8 protein-coding genes are annotated in these 22,738 nt (G+C 63.2%); all 8 read right to left on the bottom strand.

Features of this window, described 5'->3' with window-relative positions; translation table 11 throughout:
* Positions 1-678: 678 nt before the first annotated feature.
* Positions 679-13,296, bottom strand: a complete 12,618-nt coding sequence (locus AB4P96_RS14780) for a filamentous haemagglutinin family protein (protein ID WP_395600954.1) — start codon at positions 13,294-13,296, stop codon at positions 679-681.
* A 227-nt stretch (positions 13,297-13,523) separates the two neighbouring features.
* Positions 13,524-14,696, bottom strand: a complete 1,173-nt coding sequence (locus AB4P96_RS14775; protein ID WP_017139649.1) for a substrate-binding domain-containing protein — start codon at positions 14,694-14,696, stop codon at positions 13,524-13,526.
* 471 nt (positions 14,697-15,167) lie between these two features.
* Complete coding sequence (gene gspF / locus AB4P96_RS14770) at positions 15,168-16,379, bottom strand: type II secretion system inner membrane protein GspF (protein WP_395600953.1); 1,212 nt, start codon at positions 16,377-16,379, stop codon at positions 15,168-15,170.
* Positions 16,379-17,797, bottom strand: coding sequence for a type II secretion system ATPase GspE (gspE, locus tag AB4P96_RS14765; RefSeq protein ID WP_170039731.1), 1,419 nt, complete (start codon positions 17,795-17,797; stop codon positions 16,379-16,381). Before gspE ends, gspF begins: the two co-directional genes overlap by 1 nt.
* Positions 17,798-17,924: 127 nt before the next feature.
* Positions 17,925-20,249 carry a type II secretion system secretin GspD gene (gspD, locus tag AB4P96_RS14760; RefSeq protein WP_395600952.1) on the bottom strand — a complete coding sequence of 775 codons (2,325 nt, stop codon included), beginning with the start codon at positions 20,247-20,249 and terminating at the stop codon, positions 17,925-17,927.
* Complete coding sequence (gene gspM, locus AB4P96_RS14755; protein WP_099549247.1) at positions 20,246-20,758, bottom strand: type II secretion system protein GspM; 513 nt, start codon at positions 20,756-20,758, stop codon at positions 20,246-20,248. Before gspM ends, gspD begins: the two co-directional genes overlap by 4 nt.
* Positions 20,751-21,836 carry a type II secretion system protein GspL gene (gene gspL, locus AB4P96_RS14750; RefSeq protein WP_099549246.1) on the bottom strand — a complete coding sequence of 362 codons (1,086 nt, stop codon included), beginning with the start codon at positions 21,834-21,836 and terminating at the stop codon, positions 20,751-20,753. Before gspL ends, gspM begins: the two co-directional genes overlap by 8 nt.
* The gene (gene gspK, locus AB4P96_RS14745) at positions 21,833-22,738 is read right to left on the bottom strand and encodes a type II secretion system minor pseudopilin GspK (protein WP_395600951.1); all 906 of its coding nucleotides are present in this window, start codon (positions 22,736-22,738) and stop codon (positions 21,833-21,835) included. The genes gspL and gspK overlap by 4 nt, the downstream gene beginning before the upstream one ends.

Raw genomic sequence — 22,738 nt, 5'->3', positions numbered from 1 at the left:
GACTTTTGATCGCCTGCAGCGCGTTACATAGGCAAGACGGGAGTGGGTGGGGGCTACCGAACTTTTGTCATGAAAGCTTCATTTGGGATTGGTTCGGGGGCAATTTTTGCTGAGAGATTGTAGGGGGGTATATCCGTTATTCAGGTAACGGCGGCTATTGGTTGCGCTCTTACAGCGGGTCACTTTTGCAAGGACCGGAATGCCGGCCCAGTCAAAAGTAACCAAAAGGTCCTCGCCCCAACACTCGGTGCCTCGCTATGGCTCGGCATGCCCGCAATCCGCCAGTGATTTGGGGGGCGATTTCAGATCAAGATCAAAAGCGCAGATCAAAAGACCGCTGACTTCGTCAGCGAAAAGGATGTAAGAGCAACAGCAACAGCAGAGCCACACTCGATCAAAGGTGGGAGCTGGCTTGCCTGCGATGGCATCAACTCTGTGAACCTGATGTACCGAGGTGTCTGCATCGCAGGCAAGCCAGCTCCCACAGAAAAGCAGTTCTTCAGTGTATTCAGATTGGTTACTTTTGGCTGGGCCGGCATTCCGGGCGTTTGCCAAAAGTGACCCGCTGTAAGAGCGGAACCATAGGTCGCCATCACCCAAATAACGGATATACACGCAAAAAAAAGGGGCAATCACCGATCGCCCCAAACCTTACAACGAGAGGTCCCGCAAAAACCCTTACAAACTAATCTGTCTACGCTCCTCTTCAGTCAACCGCGCCCGCGCCTGTTCACTCAACGGCCCCGCGCCCAACACCTGCACCGGACTGCCGGGGTTATACCCCGAGGTCTTTTGCTGGCCCGCAGGCTGCGGTTCACGCTCCACCGGCTCAGCGCCAAAACCCAACACCTCCACCGTCACGATCGAAGCCCTGCCCTGCTTCGCCGCCGCCTGCTGACTGCGCGCCGCGTCCTCCGCCGCCTGGGACGCCGCCGCCCCCGCCGCACTCGCCGAGGTCATCGCCCCAGTGTTGACCGCCGCCGTCACCGGCACCCCGGACGACTTGCCCTGGGTCTGGATATTGGCCGCGTTCACCACGCGCAACGCCGCAATGTTGACGTTGCCCGAAACACGAATCCCCGCCTCGCCCGCATCAATGGTGCCCGCCGGCGCCAACAGGTCGATATCACCGGCCGGCACTTCGGCAATCGGCGCCAACGTCGCAATACCCGCCCCCGCGCTCGGCACGTTAGGCGACAAAGTCACATTGCCCCAGTTGTCATACACGCGTTTCGGCGGGGTATAGAGCACGGTGGTTTTCGATCCCCGACCGGCGTTGATATCACCGGCATCGGACCACGCCAGAATCGAGCCGCCAAAGGTGGTCATGATGCGGCTCTGGCCCAACAGGATGCTGCCCTGGGCGTACAACTGAATATCCCCGGCACCTTGGGTCAGCACCCCCGCAGTCGCCGGCGGCGCTGTGCCTTCGATCCCGAACACCTGCTGCCCGCCAGGGCTGAGCATCTGGATATCGCCGCCAAACCGGGTATGCACCCCGGCACCGCCATACAGGGTGATATCGCCGTCATACACGATCGGGTTGCCCGCCACGTCCTTGCTCGGCAACAACCCGTCGATAGCCGCGCGGCTGCGCAAAAAGCTGCCGGAACGCGGGCCTGCGCTCAGGTTGAATTCACGACCGCCCGCGCGCACTTCAGCGAAATACACCGAGCGCGCAAAAATGCGTTGCTGCTCAGGCCCCAGGCCGGCGAAGTACGCCCGCGCCTGGTCGGCATCGCCACTGAAGGCATAGCGTTCCTTGAGCCATTGCAGCAGTTCGGTCTCGTAGGTTTTCACCACCTTGCCCGTCTGCCCGGCCAGAGGCACACCTTCGACCGCTTGGTTGGCGCGGTCCAGGTAAGGCGTGACGAACTTCAGGTAATCCAGGCCATTAGGCCCTACCCCGGCTTCCAGCACGATAGACGCACCTGGCCGGGAATCCCCCACCGCCACCGGGCCCAGGCTGGTGATGGAGGCTTTGTCTTCCATCAATAGATTACGCCCGGCACTGACTTCCAGGGTGCCGGGGCCGGCGACGTTGAAGCTGCTGTAGGTAATGTCGCGCCCGGCAGACACCACCGAGACATCCTCGGGACGGTTATGCACGAACAGGTTGCCGCGGCTTTCGCCTATGTAGTCGCCGTTGTCAGCAAGCAACGCCGGAAACACCGTGGATGTGCCCAGATACGTGCCTGAGCCGACAATATCGCGCCCCGCTCGCATCCACACCGGACCTGCGGATTCATAGCGGACCTGCCCTTGCCGACCGCTGCTGAACGTGATGATTTCACCACTGCGCAAGCCGACGATATCGCCTTGATTGGCATAAAACCTGGCCGGCTGTGTCTGGGCTGGCGGGCGCGCAAGATCGGTTGGGCTGCGCAAGGCAAACAAGGAAAGATCAGCCTGTATCGCGTCACCGCCCAGGTTGTCGATGACGCGATTGAACCCGTTCCTGCCAACAAAGGCTGGCGCCAAAGGCGTCGCTATGGAACTCAGGCTGTCACCCGACTGGTTGACTGCATAGCCACTGGCGTAGATGGAATCGCCGGCCAACATCGCCAGCCGCCCCTGGCTCGATGGCGCCAGCAATAACGAGTAAACGGGATTATTGGGCAGCGGGCCAACGCCCAACGCGGACGCACCGAGATAGATGCTGCCATTGGCTGCCACCACGCCCAGTTTGGAAGGGAAGATAAAACGCCCATCGGAGCTTGAGTAGTTCTGCCCTTGCAAAGGCGCAAGGATGCCTGACCTGGCAAGCGACATGCTCTGCACGCTAGGCGTCAAACTGCCACCTGCGGAAAAAAGGTCAATGGCCGTGCGATCGGTCCACAGCGAGAACCAGGTGGTCCCATTGCCATAGTCTGTGCCGTTGTAACTGAATGCCTGGGTATTTTCGGTAGAAACACGTCCTGGATCGCCTGTCCCCGCCAGCACCAAGTCACCTCGGGTCGACAGGTTGGCCGTGGCGTCCCCCAACATCAACGTGATACCGCCCGTGGCCGTGCCCAGGCTGGCGGTGTACGGTGAGTAAGCACGGCTGTCCTTGGCATCCTGAGATCCGGGCACTTCACCGTAGTTCAAGGCAATGCCCCCCAGGCTGCCTGCTTGCAGGTTCAATGCACCACGCAGGTTGGTCAGTACGCCGTTGAGGCTGAGCACCTGCGCTTTATAATCGGCTGACAACGTAGCGGATTTATCACGGCTCGCGCGGGCATCCAGCCCGGGGTTCAAATCACCGCCCATGCGCACATCCAGATCACCGCCACCGGTGAGCAGCAATTGCCCGTCGACCACCCGGCCAGTGCTGCCAACAGCCAGCACCAACCCTTCGCTGCGCGGTGCTCTGACTGCACCGGGATCGCCGCGACGAACGAGCATGCCGGCATCGCTGCCCAAGTCCAGGGTCAGGTTGCCACCGCCCAGGGTGCCTACACCTGTGAACCCCACCAGGCGTGGAAGCAGGTTTATCTGTGCGCGGTCTTCGAGTTCGATGTTGGCCCCACTGTCGCTTTTAACGTAAGTACCAAAATTGATCCACCAACTGGCAGGTGTCGGGGTCACACCCGCAGTGTTTCCGGTACCTTGGCGCCACAACCAATTGCCCAGGTTCGCACTGTTGAGTTGAGTGCGACCGTCATTGGGCATGATCGCGTCGGTGAGCGGCGTCCAAACATCGCCTGTCAGGCTACCACCCGTGCGCAACAACACATTGCCGCCCCCATCGGGATACCAAGCGGCATAGGGGCTGCTTTTATCGACAAGCGTTTCATACGCCTTGGCCGCGCTGCCCAGCACCGTTCCATCCGCTGAGGTGGCGCGAGCGCGATCAAACTCAGCGGCGGCACTGCCTGCACGAGAAGCACTGGAGGCGCCGGCGGTATAAATACCATAGGGCGACTTCATCGCCACATTGCCCGCGGCTATCAAGTCCAGATCCCCGGTGCCGGTGCGCAGCACGCTAAAGTGCTGGCTCACGGGTGAGACCCGTTTCACCGGCCCGATGGTGACCTGCTCAGGTATTGCTGGAATCGGTTCGCCCAGGGAAACGCACAAATCAGGGTCGCAGGTGCCTTCGTCCTGAGGCGATACCGGCTGGCCCGGTACAAAGCCGAAGAGTTCCCCGAGGTCGCTCCATACGTACTTGACGCGAATACACATGTCGGGTTCATCACACAATCCCGACTCGGACTGCGACACTGGAGTCCCTGCCTCGTAACCGAACAGCTCGGCGGCCAAATCACTCCAGTACCATGCCCCACCCGGCCGCGCCGGTTGCGCCGGGATGATGATTTTGTCGTGGGTCTCATAGATTCCGTAGTGCGTGTCGGCCAGGGTCAGGTCGCCGGCGTAGGCTGGCTGGATCGCACGGGTATCAGCCGCCTGGGTATCGGCACCGGACACCAGGCGCAATGACCACGACTGCGAGCCCTCGGCCAGCATCGGTGCCACGGCCCAGTTCTGGCGCGCCGTGGCGCCGGTCACGGTGCGCAACGGTACCGACACCGCACCATTGGGCAACTTGACGTCTGTACCATACGGAATCAGCGCCCCGACCTTGAGGGCCATGTCACCGGCCAGCAACACACCGTCCGTTGCACTGCCCGTCACGCCCCCACGGCTGGGCAGTGGCACGCCCGCCGGCCAGGTCATGGCGCGCAGCGAAGCCGCGCCGGCCAAGACCGTGCCCGCCTCCAGTTGTGTTCCGGCCGCCAGCACCACAGGCTGCTGCAATAAGGTGCCCGCGGCGTACAACAGGTTGCCGCCACTGTCGCGCACCGCCGCGCTCAACACCGTGTTGGCCGGCAGGGTCAGTGGCGCGTCGAGTGTGCCTCGGGTCGGCAGCACAGTGCCTTGGGCCAATGCAGTGGCCTGGATCGGTAACGGGTAATTGAGGGTCTTGCCCGTGGGGAATGCGCTGCCGTTGGCGAGTACCACGCCAGGGCCGGGCACAATCACATCGGCACCGAACCCTTGCAGCCCCGGCGTCAGCACCCAGCCATTATCGTCGGGCGTCTTCGGTGGCGGCGCAAAGCCATCGTTGATGCTGCCGTAGACATCCAGGTTGCCACCGGCACGCACCACCAGGCTGCCCACCTCGCCCGAGCCGTACACCGAAGTCTTCGGCGTGTTGGGGTTGACGCTGGCGTAACGGTAGCCGGAAAGGTCCAGGTCGCCGCTCACCACCAGGTCGCCCTGGGTGACGATCTCCACACCTGGGCGCAAGTGGAACGCCTCGGTATAACGGCTGTTATTCAAGCCCGCGAGCTTGCCCTGCATCAGCCCGGCGTTGTTAAGGGCGTTGTTTATGAAAGCCTCGGCAAGCGCGTGCTTTTGCGTGAGGTAGTTCTGGTCAATCACCTGATACGGTCGGCCACTGGCCGACGGTTCTGTGCCCACCGGCGCATCGCTGTAACGGGCCACCGCGTTGACTGCAATGGAGCGGGCGCCCTGGATGTTGACCTGCCCGCTGGCGTCGATGGCCACGTCATTGGCATTGAGCCGCGGTGCGTTCAATTCCAGCGTGCCCCGGGCCACGCCGTCAGAGTGTCCCGGACCACTGCCCGGGGCCGCAGCGGTGCCGTGGCGCAGGTCGATACGCGCGCCATCGGCCAAGGTCAATTGACCGTCGCCACTGTTGAGTTCCACCATCGCTCGGTTCGGCGCATCGATGATCTTGCCGTAGCTGTCGACCCGCAATACGCTGCCGTGCGCATCCAGCAGCGCGCTGCCGGCAAGGGTCACGCCCTGCTTGCCGGCCAGGCGAATACTGCCGACCCGCTCGCCACTGGCATCGATGGTGCCCAGCACCGTCAGGCTGCCGTTATCCACCGAGACATTGACTTGATTGGCCTTGAGTTCATCGCCAATCACCAGGTTGCCCTGCTTGAGCTGGAAGCTGCGCGAGCCAACGACCTGGCCCTGGTTCAAGCGCTGGTTCAAGGCGGCAAAGTCCCCTACCTGCTGCGCGCGGATATCCACACCACCGGCTTTGTACGGCACCAGGGTGCCACCGGCATCGTAATAACCGCTGCTGCCGGCGCGAACCTGCCCTTGCAAGTCGACCTGCCCGGCACCGGCGTCCACCGCCACAGCCTTGAGCAAGCCACCCTGATTGAATTGCGCAGACAAGTCGATCAGTGCACCTGTCGCCTGGCGAATGTTGCCGTGACGGCTTTCCAGGCTGACATCACCGCCCCAGCTGTATTTACTCACATCGCTGATTTGCACTTTGCGACCACTGAGGTCCAGGCGTGAAGCCGCGCCAAGGGTCAGTTCTTCATCGGCGCTGAGGGTGAGCTTGCCGCTCGGCAGCACCACCGAGGTATCCAGCGCCACGCTGCGACCGGACAGCAGCAGCTCGGCGCCCAAGGCGTCGATGGCCGCCGCCTCTACCGGCGCTGTGCCGCTGGCCGGGGCCCGCACAGTCAACGCGCCACCGACAGTGATGCGATTGACCGAGCCGGCTTCGCCGGTCAACAGCGGCGTGCTGATGTTCAGGTTGCCGCCACTGTAGGCGAAGCCTTTGCCGGCCTCGTACGCACCCTGGGCCTGATGTACCGTCAGGCTGCCTTTGTGGTTGGCCGTGATACGTTCGCTGGCGTTGAGGTTGACCGTGGCAAAGCCCAGCGTCATGCGGCCATTGTTGGCCAGGCTGTCGGGCTGGGCATCGCGGCCATAACCGAACGCGATGCGCCGGGCCTGCAACGCCAGAGTGCCGCTGCCGGTACCCGCCCCATTGCTGATCACGGCTGGCGGTGTGCTGGTGGCGCCACCCCATACCAGGGTGCCGGTCTGGATCAGCGCCACATCACTGGCGCTGCCGTACCCATAGATCGCAGGCGTGGTCAGCAGCAGCTCATCGAGCAGCGACTTACCCGAACTGTCGAGGGTGCTCAGCGTGGTGTTGCCATAAAAATTCAACGATTGCCCGGCGGTCAGCGCCAGGCTTTGCAAGGCCGGTGCACCGCTGGAAGCATCGCCGCGCAGCAAGCGGTCCAGCACCTGCTGGTTGAGGGTCAGGCCCGACGGCAGCACACCACGCGCAGCGGCGTCAGCCAGCGCCTCGGCACTGCCGACGTTGATCCCACCCACCGCCAGGGCCAGATGGCGGGTGCCATAGCGCACGCTGTCACTCAAGGCAAACCGGTTGGTGGTGGCAAAGGCTATCGAGCCTTCGGAATAGAGTGATGCGTCGCCGCTGCAGGCACTCAGGCTGCATTGGCCGATAAGAATGCTGCCCGGCCCACTGGGGCCGTCACCGTTTACCGGCGCCAGCATCTGCAAACGTCCATTGGAGACTGCCAACACGCTGCGGGTGCCCGGCCGGTAGATAAAACCATCATCGGAGTCATAGGCGGCCTTGCCGCGCCCCAAGGTATTGATCGACGCACCTTGCTCGATTTCAAGCGCGCCCGATGACCTGCCCGACACCAGGAACACTTCCGGCGCCGCCAGGGTCGCGTCCTGGCGCACAACCACCGAGCTCGCGGTGATGGCTGCCAGGTCGGACCTGACGAAGTTGCCACCTTGGCCATACACCACCGTCAGTTCACCGCCCACCACCAAACGGGCAGCCCCCAAGGCATTCAAGTCGCTGGCCCGCACCGACGCCATCAATGCAGCGCTACTGGCCGTTGCGGTGTCAGAAACCACTTCTATGTCGCCACTGGACAGCACAGCAACAGTGGCACCAAAACCGCCCTGTGCGGGTTTGAAGCGCCCCTCACCATCAAAGCTGAACCCCAGGTCTTTTTGACCGCCCACCAGTCGCAATCTCAGGGTTTTGGCATCGGCTTCAAGCGCAGCACGTGGCACACCCAGGCGTGCCGCATCCGCGCGAATAAAGTCTGCGTAAGCGGTTTCGTTGTACTGGGAATAACGGCGCAATACCTCAGCCGGAGTGACAATCAACTGGCTCGATAAACTGTCACGAATGTGAGTACCGGCAACCGACAGCAAGCCTTCGGTTGACCAGGAACCGTTATTCATGGCCGCGGCGCTGTGCATCGCGCCGCTGGCGAACGGCGCGGCCAAGCCGTTGATCTCCAACCGAAACGCCCCTGGCAACAGGGCGTAAGTGGACGGCAGCAAGGTGTAGGTCCCCTGTGGCAGGCCAGGCACACCCGCACCGATATTGATTTGCTGGCCGACCAGAGGCTGGGTCGCGCCCGCTTCGCCGCCGCTCGGCGCTACCCAGGGCTGGCTGCCGGGGACAATCGCATAGATGGGGTTGGTGGCCAGGCCCGGTAAGGAAAAGCGTCCGTCCGCTCCGATTTGCACCAAGGGGTTGTAGCGCGCATCCGTGGAACCGCCGCGCCCGGAAACGAATGCCGCGCCAAGCAATTGGCCGCCACCGGAAAGGTCCAGCACTGCGTCCCGTTGCACATTCAGCGAGCCGCCCGCCAGTTGCACACCCACCGCCGCATTACCTGTACTGCGGGTGCCGCCAACGCCCAACAACTCTACCTGCTTGCCGTCGTAGCGCCACGTCACGCCGTCGACTGTTCCACCATAAGGCAGCACCAGGCCACCTGCGCTGACAGAGGTCAGGCTGCCCGGCAACAGATTGATCACTTTGGTAGCGCGCGTAATACCACCGTCCACACCCAAGCTGAGACTGCCCATAGGCGCGCGAAGCACACCGCCTTGCTCGATGGTCGAGGCGTTCAGCGATAGGCTGCCGAACACTGAGTAAGGCAGCGCCGGGTCCGTACTGCGCACCCGGCCAATGCGCAACGTACGCGCCGGGTCAAATTCACCGCCGGTGTTACCTGCCGTCACCTCGGCAACGGCCCCGGTCGCCGGGTAAATCTGCGCGGCGATCAGGTTCAGGTCGGCTTGGGTGGTCAGGGCGGTTTGGGTTTTGTCGGCGCTTCGGGCCAGAAAGCGCATATCCCCCTGGCTGACCAAATGAGCCTGGTCAAAGGCACGCCGGTCAATACCGTTGGCCAACGCTTTGGAGCGCTCGGCATGGGCGCCGAAATTGACGCTATCACGCACATCCAGCACGTTCGACGCTTCGACGCTCAACAGGCCAGCCGTACCTTGAGTGGAAACGCCGCCCTGGACCGTCGGGCGCACCAGGCTGTCGGTGGCGCTGTTGTTGTTGCCCACCCCGGCAAGGCGCAAATAGGGTGCGGTCAAAAACACCTGAGACGGCTTCGCGGCGCTATCGGTCAAAGCCATGGCCCCTGAATACAGGCTCAGGCTCTGCCCCAGACGCAAGGCCACATCACCGTCAAAGCTGATCAGGCCGTTGCTCAGCAGCGACAGGTTGTCGAAACCGCCGGCGCTGACCTGGTTGGCCGTCAGCCGTCCATGCCCGTAGGTCAAGCCGCCCGCCACAGCTTCAGGCGTACTGCCGATCGGTAAAGGCGCGCCTGAATCGGCGGCACTGACGACCAATTCACGCGCCTGGCGCACACGGGCAACGGCGGTATCGAGGTACAACGGCGTTTCCAGGGCCACGTTCAGGCTGCCACCCGCCGCACCGGCGCCGCCGCTGTTGGCTATGAACGTGCCGTCCAGATAAAGGCCATTGTTGGAAGCCAGGGAGATGGTGCCGCCACGGCTGGCGACCACTGTGGGGCCGGCACCGGACATGTCCAGTAGCGCCTGGCTACCAGAGGCGTCCAGGCGTGCGCCTTCGCGCACCACCACAAACAGGTTGGCCGCGCTGGCGATTCCGGTGGCCGGGTCGATCAGCCCGCCAATCACGATAGTGCCGCCCTGGCCCACCACGCCGTAGCGCCGCCCCAGGCTGTCGACAGCCGTGGCTGCGCGTACGGCCACGTCCAGCACGGCGTGTTCGCCGACCCAGATCGAACGGTCGTGACCTTTGGCCTCAACGCCATCGGCCACCGTGGGCTGTACGTTGACGCCACCCAGGGTGATGTTGCCGCCCCAGGCATTCAAGGTGCCGTCCACGGTCAACTGGCCAATGCTGCGCACGCCGATGGACTGGCCCGGATCCACGTTGACCACCGCGCCCTGGCCAATGCGCGCCTGCACCACTGCCATTTGCGCGGCAGTGGACAATGGTGTGCCGGCTTGCAGGCTCAGGCTGGCGCCTTTGCGTGGCGTCAGCTGGCCTTTGGTGGGGGTTTCGCGGTATTGCGGCGGGGTCCAGATTTGCAGTGCGCTGCGCGGATCGGCGCCGCTCACCAGGTTTTGCGCGGTGTCATTGAGGCGGTACACCGGCGCAGTCACGTTGACCTGAGTACCGTCGGCCACTAACAAACCTTCGTTGCCGGTGATGTCGTAGGCACCAAAGCCTTTGTTGAAGAACCCGCTGTCGAGTTGCAGCGTGCCCGCCTGGGGCGCGGCCGGCTGATCACTGATCAGCACCTTGCCGGCCTGCACACTCAAGCGCCCGCCGCCACTGACGCCATAGCCGAGCAACTCGCCGTTGAGGGCCAGGTTGCCGCGACTGTCTGCGCTGTTGGCGTTGGCCGCGAGCGTGACGTCGCCGCCCTTGCCACCGATCAACTGGTTCCTCGCATCCAGGGCCGCGCCGGAAGACACGTCCACCCGGCTGCCGGCTGCCAGGCTCACATCGCCACTGCTGCGCAAGGCCACGTTGCCGCCGTTGAGGTAAGGCAACCGGCTGCTGTCGCTCACACTGAGCAACTGGTTGCTCCACAGACCGCTGGTATCCAGCGACACGCCAGCATTGACAACCAAGCTGCCGCGACCACCAAGGGTCACGTCGTTCTTGCCGGTCGGCGTAATCTGCGCCTGCACGTTGCCCAGCTGAAGGCTGCCGGAATGCGCGGTGAGGTTGGCATTGACCTCGATCCTGGGCCCGAACAAGGTGATGTCACCGGCGGGCTCCACCTCCAGTGCGCCATTGACCAGAATCGAGCCGGTGCTGGCGACTTTGATCGATCCCAGTTTCGTCGCGCTCAACGCCTCGCTGTCCAGATACAACGTCGACACTCGATCAGCCGGCAGTGCGCTGTTCAAGTCCAACCCGGCCGCGACGGCAGCGGCCCTTGGCCCCAGCACCACGTTCTTCGTCGTGTTGGCGTCCGCGCCCAAGGCATACTGCAACTGGGCACTGTCCTTGACGTAATACGGCACATAACTGCCCACCACCAGGGCGGCGCCACGGGCCACGGCTTTTTGCGATTGCAGGTAACCGTCCAGGCCTTTTTGCGCAGCCTGGGTCTGGCGCTCACCCTGGTAGGTGTCGCCGACAATTTGCCCTTCCAGCACGGCGCCGGCAGTACTGACGACCAGGCGCCCGGCATCCCGCCCGACGGTATAGCCGGCTTCGCTGCGCTCGCGCGGGGCGATCAGCGGGTTGTAGTAATAGTCGGTCACGCCCCAGCGCTGGCTGTGGTCTTCGTAACCCTTGTAGATCCCGGTATAAAGCAAATCCCCCGGCGCACTGGACAGCTCGTACAAGCGTCCATCAGGGCCTTTGAGCCAGGTTTGCTGGATCTTGCCGGCCTGCACATCAAGGGTGCCGCCCGACAGGTTGATCTGCGAACCCTGCCGGGTCACCACGTCCTTGCCGCTGAACGTCACGGTGCCACCCTGGGCCATCCATTCGCCAATGCCGTGGTTGCGCGTGCCCAGATAGCCGCCCACTTCCAGCAGGCCGCCCGCGGTGTACCAGCGGTCGGTGGCATAGCCATTGGTGCCGGCCGGGACAAAAATCAGGTCGCGGACATCCACCCACACATCGTTGTTGTTCAGCGTTTTGCCGTCACGGTTGACCGCCGCATCGCGCTGCTCGTTACCCTGGATATTGACCTTGACGCTGTTGGACTCCATCGCCAACTTGACGCCGATGGCGCCGGACACGTCGATCACTGCGCCGTCACGCAGCAAGCTGCGCTGCGCCGCCTTCACGCCGACCTGACCACCCGTTGCCAGCGTCAGGGAGCCGCTGCGAAAGTCCACCGTGCCGTCACTGGTGATCTCCACCAGGGATTGGTCGCGCCGGTACACGTCAGCCGGCACGACGTTACCGGCCTGGTCAGCCGCCGGGGTAATCAACCCGGCGCGCTGGCTGTCGAGGGCGTTGCTGCTGTCGAGCACAATGGCGCTGAGGCTGCCCTCGCCCAGGCTTACGCTGGCGTTGCTGCCGGTGCCCTTCAAATGCACGGTGCCACGTGCTTCCACCGAGGAGCTTGAAAGCACCACGCCGTTTTGCAGCACCTGCTGGCCGGTCAGGGTGATGTCCCCCGTAGAGGCCTGGATCAACCCCGTGTTGCTGGCCTTGCCACTGCCGGTGACGCTGACTTCGTTGCCGCGTGTAGTGGAGGTGACATTGCCGTCGGTGCTGTAGCCCTTCTTGATCACAAAACTGTCGCCCGCCGCCAGCACAGTCTGGCCGCGTGCAGTGGAAATGCTCCCAGCGTTTGCCACCTCTTTGCCCAGCAACAGCACATAACCGCCACCCGCCGTCGATGTCGCGGGCACCTGGGTCTGGATCTGCGCGCCGCGCTCGACCGTCACATTGCCGGCGGCCTGGGCAAAACTCGGCGCGCTGTTGCTGGCGCTGTACAGGCCCCTGGCGGTGAATTGCTCATCGCTGAACCCGGTGGCTGCCGCCACCAGGTTGCGCACATTGACCTGGCTGCTGCCGCTGAACACCACGCCGTTGCCGTTGACGATCATCACCGTGCCGTCGGCCTTGATCGCCCCCTGGATCTGGCTAGGCGCGGTGCTGTTATTGATCTTGTTGAGCACCGCCCAATCGCTGTTCTGCTGGAACTGCACGGTGGTGTCGCGGCCCACGTTGAAGGTTTGCCAATTGAGGATCGCCTTGTCGGCCGTCTGCTTGATCGACACCAGCGTCTTGCCGTTGGCATCGGTCTGCACCGGCCCTTCGGCGTTGACGAACAGCGGCTTGCCATCTGCACCAATCACCACATTCAAGCCATTACCACCCAGGCCGTTGTGGATGCTCTGCGGCGCCGCGCCCGCGCTGCTTCTGGCAGCGGCCTGCACGGCCTGTTGCGCGGCAATCGCGGCGACGCTGGTATTGAGGTTCTGCAAGGAGCGCTGCAACTGCTCGTTGCCGCGCTGTTGCTGGGACAACGGCGGCGGCGTTCCCGGCATCACCACACCCGGTCGTGCGCTGCCGGCCGTTTGCGCTGCGCCCTTGGCCGAAAACCAGCCCGAACTGAACGCCTGAGGCTGCGCCGCGTGGGCACCACCGGCAAACACCAGCAGCGCAATGACCTGGGCCAGGGGTTTGAGCAGCAACACTTGACCTGAGGTGGCAGGCACCTTGTCGGCACGGGTAGCAGGCAGCTTCAGTCGGGAACGCATCACTTACAGGTCCTTTTGACGGGTCAGGCGAACGACGGGCACGCAAACACTGCGCGGCCACGTGTCGGGGTTATTGCTTAAGGCAGTTGCCGGGGGGCGCGACCGAACTGTTGTCACACAATGTTCACGCAGTGCGGTTCAACTGGCGGGTTGGGCGAGGAAACGACAAAACCGGCAATGACGCGAAGTCATTGCCGGTTGTGGGGCAAACCCTGTCGAGACGGGGCTTACTGCGGACGGCCAATACCGTTGCAGGTGTTGGTGTCGCCCAGGCGCAGGGCGCTGGTGGTGGCGTAGAAGTTGTCGTGGACAGCTTTCTGCCAAGTAGCGGACAACGGGATGAACGAGTGGCTGCTGGTGGTTGCGTTGTTCAAACCGGTGTAGTGACGGTTCAAGAACACACGGATACGCGCGGTGTCAGTGGTGTCTTTGTAGCACTGGCTGAAGACCAGGTTGGTGTAGCCCACAATGGGGTAGCCTGCGGTAGGGTTAGGAAACGTAGGGACCCAGTTCAAAGGATTTTTGGCTTCGTCGCTGCCAAGAACCGGAGGTACAACACCGTCAAGGCTGGCTTGAACGTTGACTTCAGTCGGCAGGAAACCGTTGACCGAAGCAACAGCGGCAGCGCTGTTGAACTGTGCATAGTCAGGGCTGACGTAACCGATGGCACCGTTGTTGTTGGTAATGGCAGTGGCAACACCTTGACTGCCGGTGACCGCGATGTAGCTTGAGCCGGCCGGAGCGCTGGTGGCTGGGTCAAAACCGATGGCGGTGACGAAGCTGTTGCTGACAGCCGGCACCGAAGCAGGTTTTACCGCCTTGAGGTGGTTGGTCAAGATCTCGGTAGTGCCGCTGGTTTCCTGGCGATAGACCACTTTGATCTGCAGGTTTGGACCCGCAGCCCCGTTGAATAGCACCTGGTTCCAGTTAGTGATTTTGCCGGCAAAGATATCAGCCAACTGGCCACTGCTGAGCTGCAGCGATGTCTTGCCGTCGATGTGGTAAGGCACTGTCACCGACGTGGCCTCGGCCGGGATTTGAATCAACGGGCCGTAGGCGGCACGGCCGTTCACGGCGTCAGCATTATAAGCCGCCAGTTCCGCAACGCTAACGATCGAGTCACTGCCCGCATAGTCAACGGTGATGCCGGCAGCCAGTTTCAGCTTGGTCGAATCATTACCGAAGAAGGCCTTTTTGCCGTCGCCGCTGCCTACACCGATATAGGGGTTAAAACCAGGGACGGTGGCAGAGAGGATGCCGGTAGCCGTGGTCGAAGTGGCCGTGCTGCCGTAGAGTTTTTCCGGCAGGGTGGCACCGCCACCGACCACTGCGGCCATGGATTGGGCGGAAGCCAGTGCTGCAACTACCAAAGAGGCTGCGATCATAGTGCGCTTAAACATGAAGAATCTCCTTTCGTCGTGTTTGTACGTTTGGGTAGAGGGCTCTTGCATGACGCTATGGCTTCGATCCCAGGCCGTGCTCCGGGGGGGGCTGGGGTTGAGGCCATGGGTAGGCAATTTCGCAGCATCCGATGACAGCAAAAGGAAAAAACCTCGGGAGGAAGCGCTTGATTTTACGAAAGATTCTCGGGTGTTTCGGTCATGCTTTTGAGCGGTTTGGGGGCAAGTGACAGCGGGGTTTCAGCGGGGTTTTGCTGGATGTGGTGTGGGCTGTGTCGCGGTGGGTTGGATGTGACGGAATGAGGAACCCGAGGTTGCAGTGATGCATATAGGGAGCGAGCAGAATCAACTGAATAAAACCGACCCAGATGTGGGAGCTGGCTTGCCTGCGATGCAGATACCTCGGTACATCAGGCACACCGAGTTGATGCCATCGAAGGCAAGCCAGCTCCCACATTTGACCGGGTGCAATCAGGTCACCAGTTGGTTGATCTCGATGATCGGCAACAACACCGCCATCACAATCACCAGCACCACCGCCCCCATCACCACAATCATCAGCGGCTCCAGCAACGCCGTCATGCGCATCGCCCGGCGTTCGATATCGCGGGACAAGGTCTGCGCCGCACGCTCCAGCATCGGCGGTAGCGAGCCGGTTTTTTCGCCGCTGGCAATCAGGTGAATCAACACCGGCGGGAAGACCTTTTCCACCGCCAATGCAGGCGCCAGGTTAACGCCTTCGCGAACCTTGGCAGTGGCATCGTTGACGCACTGGCTGAGGCGGTCATTGGACAAGGTCTGGCGCGCCGCTTCCAGGGCGCGCAACAGGGGCACGCCAGCGCCGCCGAGAATCGCCAGGGTCGACGCAAACCGCGCAGTATTGAGCCCCAACACAAACCGCCCGATCAGCGGCAAGCGCAGCACCCGGCTATGCCAATTGAGCCGCGCCAGCGGGTTGCGCAGGTACAGGCGCCAGCCCCAAAACCCACCGACAATCAAGGCAAAACACAACCAGCCCCAGGCGCGGATAAAGTCGCTGGCATTGAGCATCGCCAGGGTCAGCCCCGGCAGGTCCTGGCGCGCCTGGGAAAACGCGCTGACCACCTGCGGCACCACATAGCTCAACAGGAAAATCACAATGCCAATGGACACCAACCCGACCACGCCGGGGTAGATGAACGCCGTCATGATCTTGCCGCGCAGGTTGTTACGCTCCTCAATGTAATCGGCCAGGCGCTCCATCACCTGGGCCAGGTCACCGGATTCCTCCCCCGCCGCAATCAAGGCCCGGTAAATCGATGGAAAGTCCCGTGGCCGCGCCGCCAAGGCGTCGGCCAAACGCATGCCGCCGCGTACATCGCCGCGCACGGCGGCCAGGGTCTGGGCGATGTGTTTTTTCTCGGCCTGCTCCACCGTGGCACTCAGCGCCGCCTCCAACGGCAGGCTGGCGCCCAGCAAACTCGCGAGTTGCCGCGTGGCCCAGGCCAGATCGTTGTCTGACAGTTTGGGCGTGAACAGGCTGCCGCCGCCGGCCGCCGCTTGATTACCCTCAATCTGTACCTGCAACGCGGTCAAGCCACGGCTGCGCAATTGGGCAAACGCCGCGCTCTGGCTGTCGGCTTCCACGTGCCCGGCTTCGATTTTGCCGCTGGCATCGGCGGCTTCGTAACGATAGCGATTCATCAGGCGTCCCGTGTCACGCGCAGGATTTCTTCGACTGCGGTGGCGCCGCTGCGTACCCAGCGCTCGCCATCCTCGCGCATGCTGAACATGCCGGCGCGACGTGCAGCCAGGCGCAAATCCTGCTCGCCGGCGCCTTGGTGGATCAGGCTGCGCACATCGTCATCAACGCAGAACAATTCATGGATGCCGGTACGCCCGCTGTAACCGATCTGGTTGCACTGCGCACACCCCACCGGCCGCCAGGTGCCAGGCGCCGCCGGGTCTTCCTGCTTGCAATGCGGGCACAGGCGCCGCACCAGGCGCTGGGCCAATACGCCCAACAATGACGAGGCCAACAGGAACGGCTCGACGCCCATATCGATCAAGCGGTTGACCGCCGACACCGCGTCATTAGTGTGCAAGGTGGCGAGCACCAAATGCCCGGTCAACGAAGCCTGCACGGCGATTTGCGCGGTCTCCAGGTCGCGGATCTCACCAATCATGATGATGTCCGGGTCCTGGCGCAGAATCGCCCGCAGTGCCAGGCCGAAGGTCATGTCGATCTTGGCGTTGACCTGAATCTGGCTGATACCGGGCAAGTCGTATTCCACCGGGTCTTCGACGGTGAGAATATTGCTGGTGCTCGCATCCAGCCGCGCCAGGGCAGCGTACAGGCTGGTGGTCTTGCCGCTGCCGGTCGGCCCGGTGACCAGCACGATGCCGTGGGGCTGGCGGATCAAGGTATCCAGGCGCGCCAGCAGTTGCGGCTGCATGCCCAGGGTTTCCAGCTGCAAGCGCCCGGCCTGTTTGTCCAGCAGGCGCATCACGACCCTTTCGCCATGCCCCGTCGGCACGGTGGACACGCGAATATCAATCGGCCGCCCCGCCACCCGCAGGGCAATACGACCGTCCTGGGGCAAGCGTTTTTCGGCGATGTCGAGCTGGGCCATGATCTTGATCCGCGACACCAGCGCGCCATGCAGCGCCTTGCGCGGCGACACCACGTCACGCAGGGTGCCATCGACGCGATAGCGCACCACGGAATGGGTTTCGTAGGGTTCGATGTGAATATCGCTGGCTTCATCGCGCGCAGCCTGGGTGAGCAAGGCGTTGATCATGCGGATCACCGGCGCGCCGTCCTGGGTATCGAGCAGGTCGGTGATTTCGGGCATGTCCTGCATCAGGCGGTCGAGGTCGACTTCGTTCTCAGCCGCGCCAACCACCGCCGCCGCACTGCCGGTGTCGGCATAGGCGCTGGTGAGCAGGCCGTCGAGTTCGTCGTCGCGCACATGCTCCAGGCGTGATTGGCCGAATTGGCGCTGGACCTCGCTGATCGACCAGCCGGGGGTTGAGGGGCAAACCGTCAGCACCCTGCCTTCATCGCCGGGGCGCAGGAGGATGCGCTGGGATTTGGCCCAGACGTAGGGGAGCAAACTCATACACCACCGTACATGTGGGAGCTGGCTTGCCTGCGATAGCGGACTTTCAGCTGAAAAATGTTCAACTGACCCACCGCCATCGCAGGCAAGCCAGCTCCCACAGTTTGATCTTCATACTTCAGGTAGATCACGGCCGCACCTGCGAAACCGGCACTGCCCGAATCACCGCCCTTGGCCCCTGCTGCTGCGCCCCGGGAATCGCCTTCTCCACCGAAGGCAACTGCGGCGCCTGCACATCCGGCAGCGCCCAACTGTGCTCCGGCTGCAACCCGCCCTGGGCGCGGCGCATGAATTCATAGCGGTTCAAGGTGATACTGCGCCCAGCGCCACTGTCGCGAATAATGTAGGGGCGTAAAAACACCATCAGATTGGTCTTGGTGACGCTGCGCTTTTCATTGCGAAACAGCGCCCCCAACCCAGGGATATCCGCCAGCCACGGTACCGCGTCATTGCTCTGGCTATAGCCGTCCTGCAGCAACCCGCCGAGCACCATGATTTGCCCGTCATCCAGCAAAATACTGGTGTCGATCGCGCGTTTTTGGGTCACCGTGCCCGCCTCCACCGAGGCGCGCGTGTCGACGCTGCTGACCTCCTGGTAAATATCCAGCTTCACCGTGCCGCCTTCGGAAATCTGCGGCCGCACGTTCAGCTTCAGCCCCACCTCTTCGCGCTGTACGGTCTGGAACGGGTTGTTGCTGGTGCCGCCGCCACCGGTGACATAACTGCCGGTGACAAACGGAATGGTCTGGCCGACAAAAATGCTCGCTGCTTCGTTGTCCAGGGTCAGCAGGTTCGGCGTGGACAGCACGTTGGTGCCGCCTTTGCTCTTGAGGGCGCGGGCCAGCACCTTGAGGTCGAGCACCTTGCCGATCCCCGGAATATCCACGCTGCCGTTGACCAAGCCGATATTCAGCCCTTTGGGCAACACATCAATGCTGGTCTTGCCGGTGGTGACCAGCCCACTGCCGCCCAGGTTAACGCCGCCAAAACCGCCCTTGCCGCCCAGGTTGCCAGCCTGCCATTGCACGCCGAACTCACTGGCGTCGTCTTCGCTGACTTCAACGATCAGGCTTTCGATAACCACCTGGGCGCGGCGCTGGTCGAGCATGTCGATCACTTCGCGCAGGTTGCGGTACAGCGGGTCGGGCGCGGAGATCAGCAAGGTGTTGGTGGTAGCGTCCGCCTGGATCGTCACACCACCGGCGCTGAACGCAGTGTTCTGATCGCTGGGGGTGCTGCTGTTGGCGCTGCTGCCCGAACTGCTCGACTGGCCGTAGCCCGACGACTGCACACCACTGCCGGTGGGCGTGCCGCTGCTGTTCTGAGTATTACTGCCCTGGTTGTTCTGGGAGCCGCCGCCCATCGAGCTGAGTTTGCCACGGGCCTCATCGCTGACCCCGGACTCGCTCTCACCGGTCAACAGCCCGCGCAACGACTGCGCCAGCTTGCCCGCCTGGGCGTTGCGCAGGTACACCACGTGCATATTGCTCGGGTTGCTCTGGGCATTGTCGAGTTTGTAGATCAGGTTACGCGCCAGCTCTGTGCGCTCGGGGCTGCCGGAACGAATGATGATCGAGTTGGAACGCGGGTCGCCCACCACGTTGATCTTTTGCGTCTGGTCGGCACCCTGGGTTTCCAGCAATTCAGCGACCATGGCCGCGATATCGACGGCGATGCCGTTCTGGATCTTCACCACATCGGTGTCGATGGCGCTGGGTGTGTCGATGCCGTCGATAATCTGCGCCACCCGCGCCAGGTTTTCAGCATAGTCAGTGATGACGATGCTGTTGTTGCCGGGGTAGGCGTTGATCGGGTTATTCGGCGACACAATGGGACGCAGCACCGGAATCAGGTTGACCGCATTTTCATATTGCAGCCGAAAGGTACGCGTCTGCATGCCGCTGCTGCCGGCGCTGTAGATCGGCCCGCCGAGCAACTTGGCATCGGCCTCGGGCACCACCTGGGCGACGCCGCCCACATCCACCACGCTGAAGCCCTGCATGCGCAGCGCCGCCAGCAACATCTCGTAGGCCTGATGCGCCGGCACCTGGCCTTCGCTGACCAACGTGAGGTTGCCCTTTACACGCGGGTCCACCAGAAATTGCTGGCCGGTGGCGCGGGACAAGGCACGCACCACCGCCTGGATATCGGCGTCCACAAAATTCAGCTGTACCGGCTGGTCACCCAGCGGGTTGCGCGCCTTGAGCACCGCCGGGGCATGGCCACGGGCGCTGTTGGTCACCGGGTGCTGCACGCGGGGGGCCGGCGCGGGTTCGCGCTGGCGGTCCAGCACGGTTTCGCCGCCGCGCCGCGTGTCGGCCAATGGCTGGCCCAGCTCGCTGTCCACCAGCAAAGGCTTGGGTGACTGCGGGTTACTGCACGCGCTCAGGGCCAGCAATAGCAGCGGCGCGACTTTGCGAAAAGGCGCGGAGTTGGGGACTGACCACTTCATGAAGCTTCCTTAGCGCCAAGCGCCTGATCCATGCGAACGGTCCCGGACACAGTGCCGGCCGAGTTGTCGACGGTATCCGGGGCGCGTTGCAAGCGTGCCTCGGACACTTCCAAAGAAAACGAACGGGGGTTACCCAGCAGCCAGTCCACCACAAGGTCGGCCGGGGCCTTCTCGAAGATCAGCCGCCAGCCACCAGGAGCCAGCGCCTGCAGTTGGTAATGACCTTGCAGGCCGGCGCCGTCGAGGGCTTGGCGCAGCGCGGTTTCATCCGCCTGACGCGGCGCCGCGACGCCCTGCAACAGCACCTGCAAGGCTTCGGCCTGGGAACGCAGCTTCGGGGTTTCGACCTGCCAATAGTCGATTTTTTTTAGCGCCGGCTGAACCAGCACCAGCCAGGTCAGCAGGCTCGCCAGGATCAGCCCGGCACCGGCCAACATGCGTCTTTCACGCACGGCCAGGCCAGTCCAGAACACATGGGACTGACTGCGCACCTGCTGCCACTTATTCATCGTCGTCCTCCTCCGGGGTGACGGTGTTGTCTGCCGGCCCCAGGGTCCAACCTTGCTCATCACGGGTCGCGGCAAAACCGGCTTCCGCCAACGCCGCCTGCCAGTCGCCTTGCGCCGCCGGGCTATGGCTGTCGGCCAACAGGCCCAGGTGCAAACGGCCCTGCTCAAAGCTCAGGCTGTCGACACTGCCGACCATAAACGGCAAGTGGCTGCCCGCCAGTTGCAGCAGGCTGGTAAAGCGTTGGCCGGGATCAGCCGCCGCCCCGCTTTGCCGCGCCGCCAACTGTTGGCGCACCTGCTGCAGAGGGTTGAGGATCACCGGCAGCTCGGGAAAGGCCTGGCGCACCTGTTGGCTCATCAGCGCCTTCAGCCGCTGGCCTTCTTCGGCCTGGCGGGCGGCGTACAGGTTCAGGCCAACGGTCCAGATAACGACGGCCAGCGCCGCACAGGCCAGCGCCCTGCCCCAGCCGCCGGTAGCACGTTGATTGAACTGCCCCTGCAAACCCCAGGCGGGCACTGCGCCGCTCCAGCGCTGCGCGGCCTCGACCAACTGCACATCAAGGGTTTGATCCAGGGCGTGTTGCCCCAGTGGATGCACGGTGGCTTGTTGCAGGCTATGTCGCGTGAGCAAATGCCCATCGTCCAGCGCCGCCGTGGCCACCGGCAAGGCATACGGCGCCGGGTACAGGCCGCGTAGCTTGAGCGGCACCTGCGCCAGTACCTGGCTCAGTTGCGCCAGCCCGGCCTTGGGCACCCAGGCCACCTGCACAAGACCGTCGCTGCCACGCGGGCCGTGAGCCACCTGCATCTGATCGATTGGCCCAAGAATCAATGCCTGCGCGGCGCAGGCCACGGCGGCAGCGGTTTTGGCGGCGGGTAATGGCGGCAACTCCAGGCTGGTCAACAGGCTGTCACGCGGGTGCAGGAAGCAGTCCACTGGCTGGCGGGGCTTGCCCAATTGCTTCAGGCTTTCGCGGCCCTCGGCGATCACCCTGCCAGCGTCCAGCCAGGCAAAGTTCACCGGGCTGTCGACCGTCAGTTGATCAAGTGGCGGCAAGCCAATGCGCAAACGCTTCATACACCCACCCGCGACCAGATCACCTGCGGCTGGCGGTCTTCGGGCCGGTGCAACAACGCCTCGATCGTCACTCGGCGTTGCTCGCGACGGGCCTGGCCCTGCAAACGGAACCACTCGCTGGTAATACCCACCTGCACCGAATCCATCGCCACTTGGGGCATGCGCAGACGGTTAACAAAGTCGCCACGGTTGATAAACCAGCGCCCGCTGTCGCGCTCGGCCACCAGCGCCTGGGCCTGGGCCAGGCTGAGCAGCGGCACCACCGCGCTGAGCACTTCGGCGCTGGCGGTATTGCCGTTGACCCAGGTGTTGCCGGGCAGCACGCTGACAAAAGCGTGCAGGCGCCGCAGCACCTGTGGGTCGATGCCTTCAATACCACTGAGGTCATCGAGGCTGCGCAGCATCGGGTATTTGGCCGGCAGCCGCTCATCCGACGCGCCTTTGTGTACAACACGCTGGTCATAGGAGCCGATTACCCGCTGGCTGATGCGACGGCTCAGGGCCGGGTCGACGCCGATCAGCCGACACAAGCGCTCGAAGTGCTGCAATTGCTCGTCATCTTGTTGCTGGCGATTGACTAGGTTGCGCAGGTTGAACTTGCCCTGTTCATCCTCCAGCCGCCCTTCAAACACACCGCCCTGGGCGCGTGCCCACGGCTGGTCGAGGCGGGTCAACACATCCTTTTTACGCGCGTCCCACAGTAACAGGCGGCTCTGTTCCAGCGCGCCCAGCAACAGCCACTGGCCCTGCACGCGCTGCTGCTCGGCCTCAAGGCTACGGGTGAAGACGGTCTGGCGTGTGAGCATGGCGCCGGCGATCACCGCCACCACCGCCGCGATCAGCAGCGCGCTGATAATCGCCATGCCGCGCTGCTTCGCCGCTGCGGGCGAATGCCTGTTCAT

The organism is Pseudomonas sp. B19125 (genome assembly GCF_044218855.1).
Lineage (GTDB): Bacteria > Pseudomonadota > Gammaproteobacteria > Pseudomonadales > Pseudomonadaceae > Aquipseudomonas > Aquipseudomonas edaphica.
This window is presented reverse-complemented; position numbering and strand designations above follow the sequence as displayed.

What these genes read in the sequence shown, in the direction of transcription:
- AB4P96_RS14780 (WP_395600954.1), bottom strand. Translation starts at nt 13,296, where the DNA reads ATGCGTTCCCGACTGAAGCTGCCTGCTACCCGTGCCGACAAGGTGCCT.
- AB4P96_RS14775 (WP_017139649.1), bottom strand. Translation starts at nt 14,696, where the DNA reads ATGTTTAAGCGCACTATGATCGCAGCCTCTTTGGTAGTTGCAGCACTG.
- gspF (WP_395600953.1), bottom strand. Translation starts at nt 16,379, where the DNA reads ATGAATCGCTATCGTTACGAAGCCGCCGATGCCAGCGGCAAAATCGAA.
- gspE (WP_170039731.1), bottom strand. Translation starts at nt 17,797, where the DNA reads ATGAGTTTGCTCCCCTACGTCTGGGCCAAATCCCAGCGCATCCTCCTG.
- gspD (WP_395600952.1), bottom strand. Translation starts at nt 20,249, where the DNA reads ATGAAGTGGTCAGTCCCCAACTCCGCGCCTTTTCGCAAAGTCGCGCCG.
- gspM (WP_099549247.1), bottom strand. Translation starts at nt 20,758, where the DNA reads ATGAATAAGTGGCAGCAGGTGCGCAGTCAGTCCCATGTGTTCTGGACT.
- gspL (WP_099549246.1), bottom strand. Translation starts at nt 21,836, where the DNA reads ATGAAGCGTTTGCGCATTGGCTTGCCGCCACTTGATCAACTGACGGTC.
- gspK (WP_395600951.1), bottom strand. Translation starts at nt 22,738, where the DNA reads ATGAACAGGCATTCGCCCGCAGCGGCGAAGCAGCGCGGCATGGCGATT.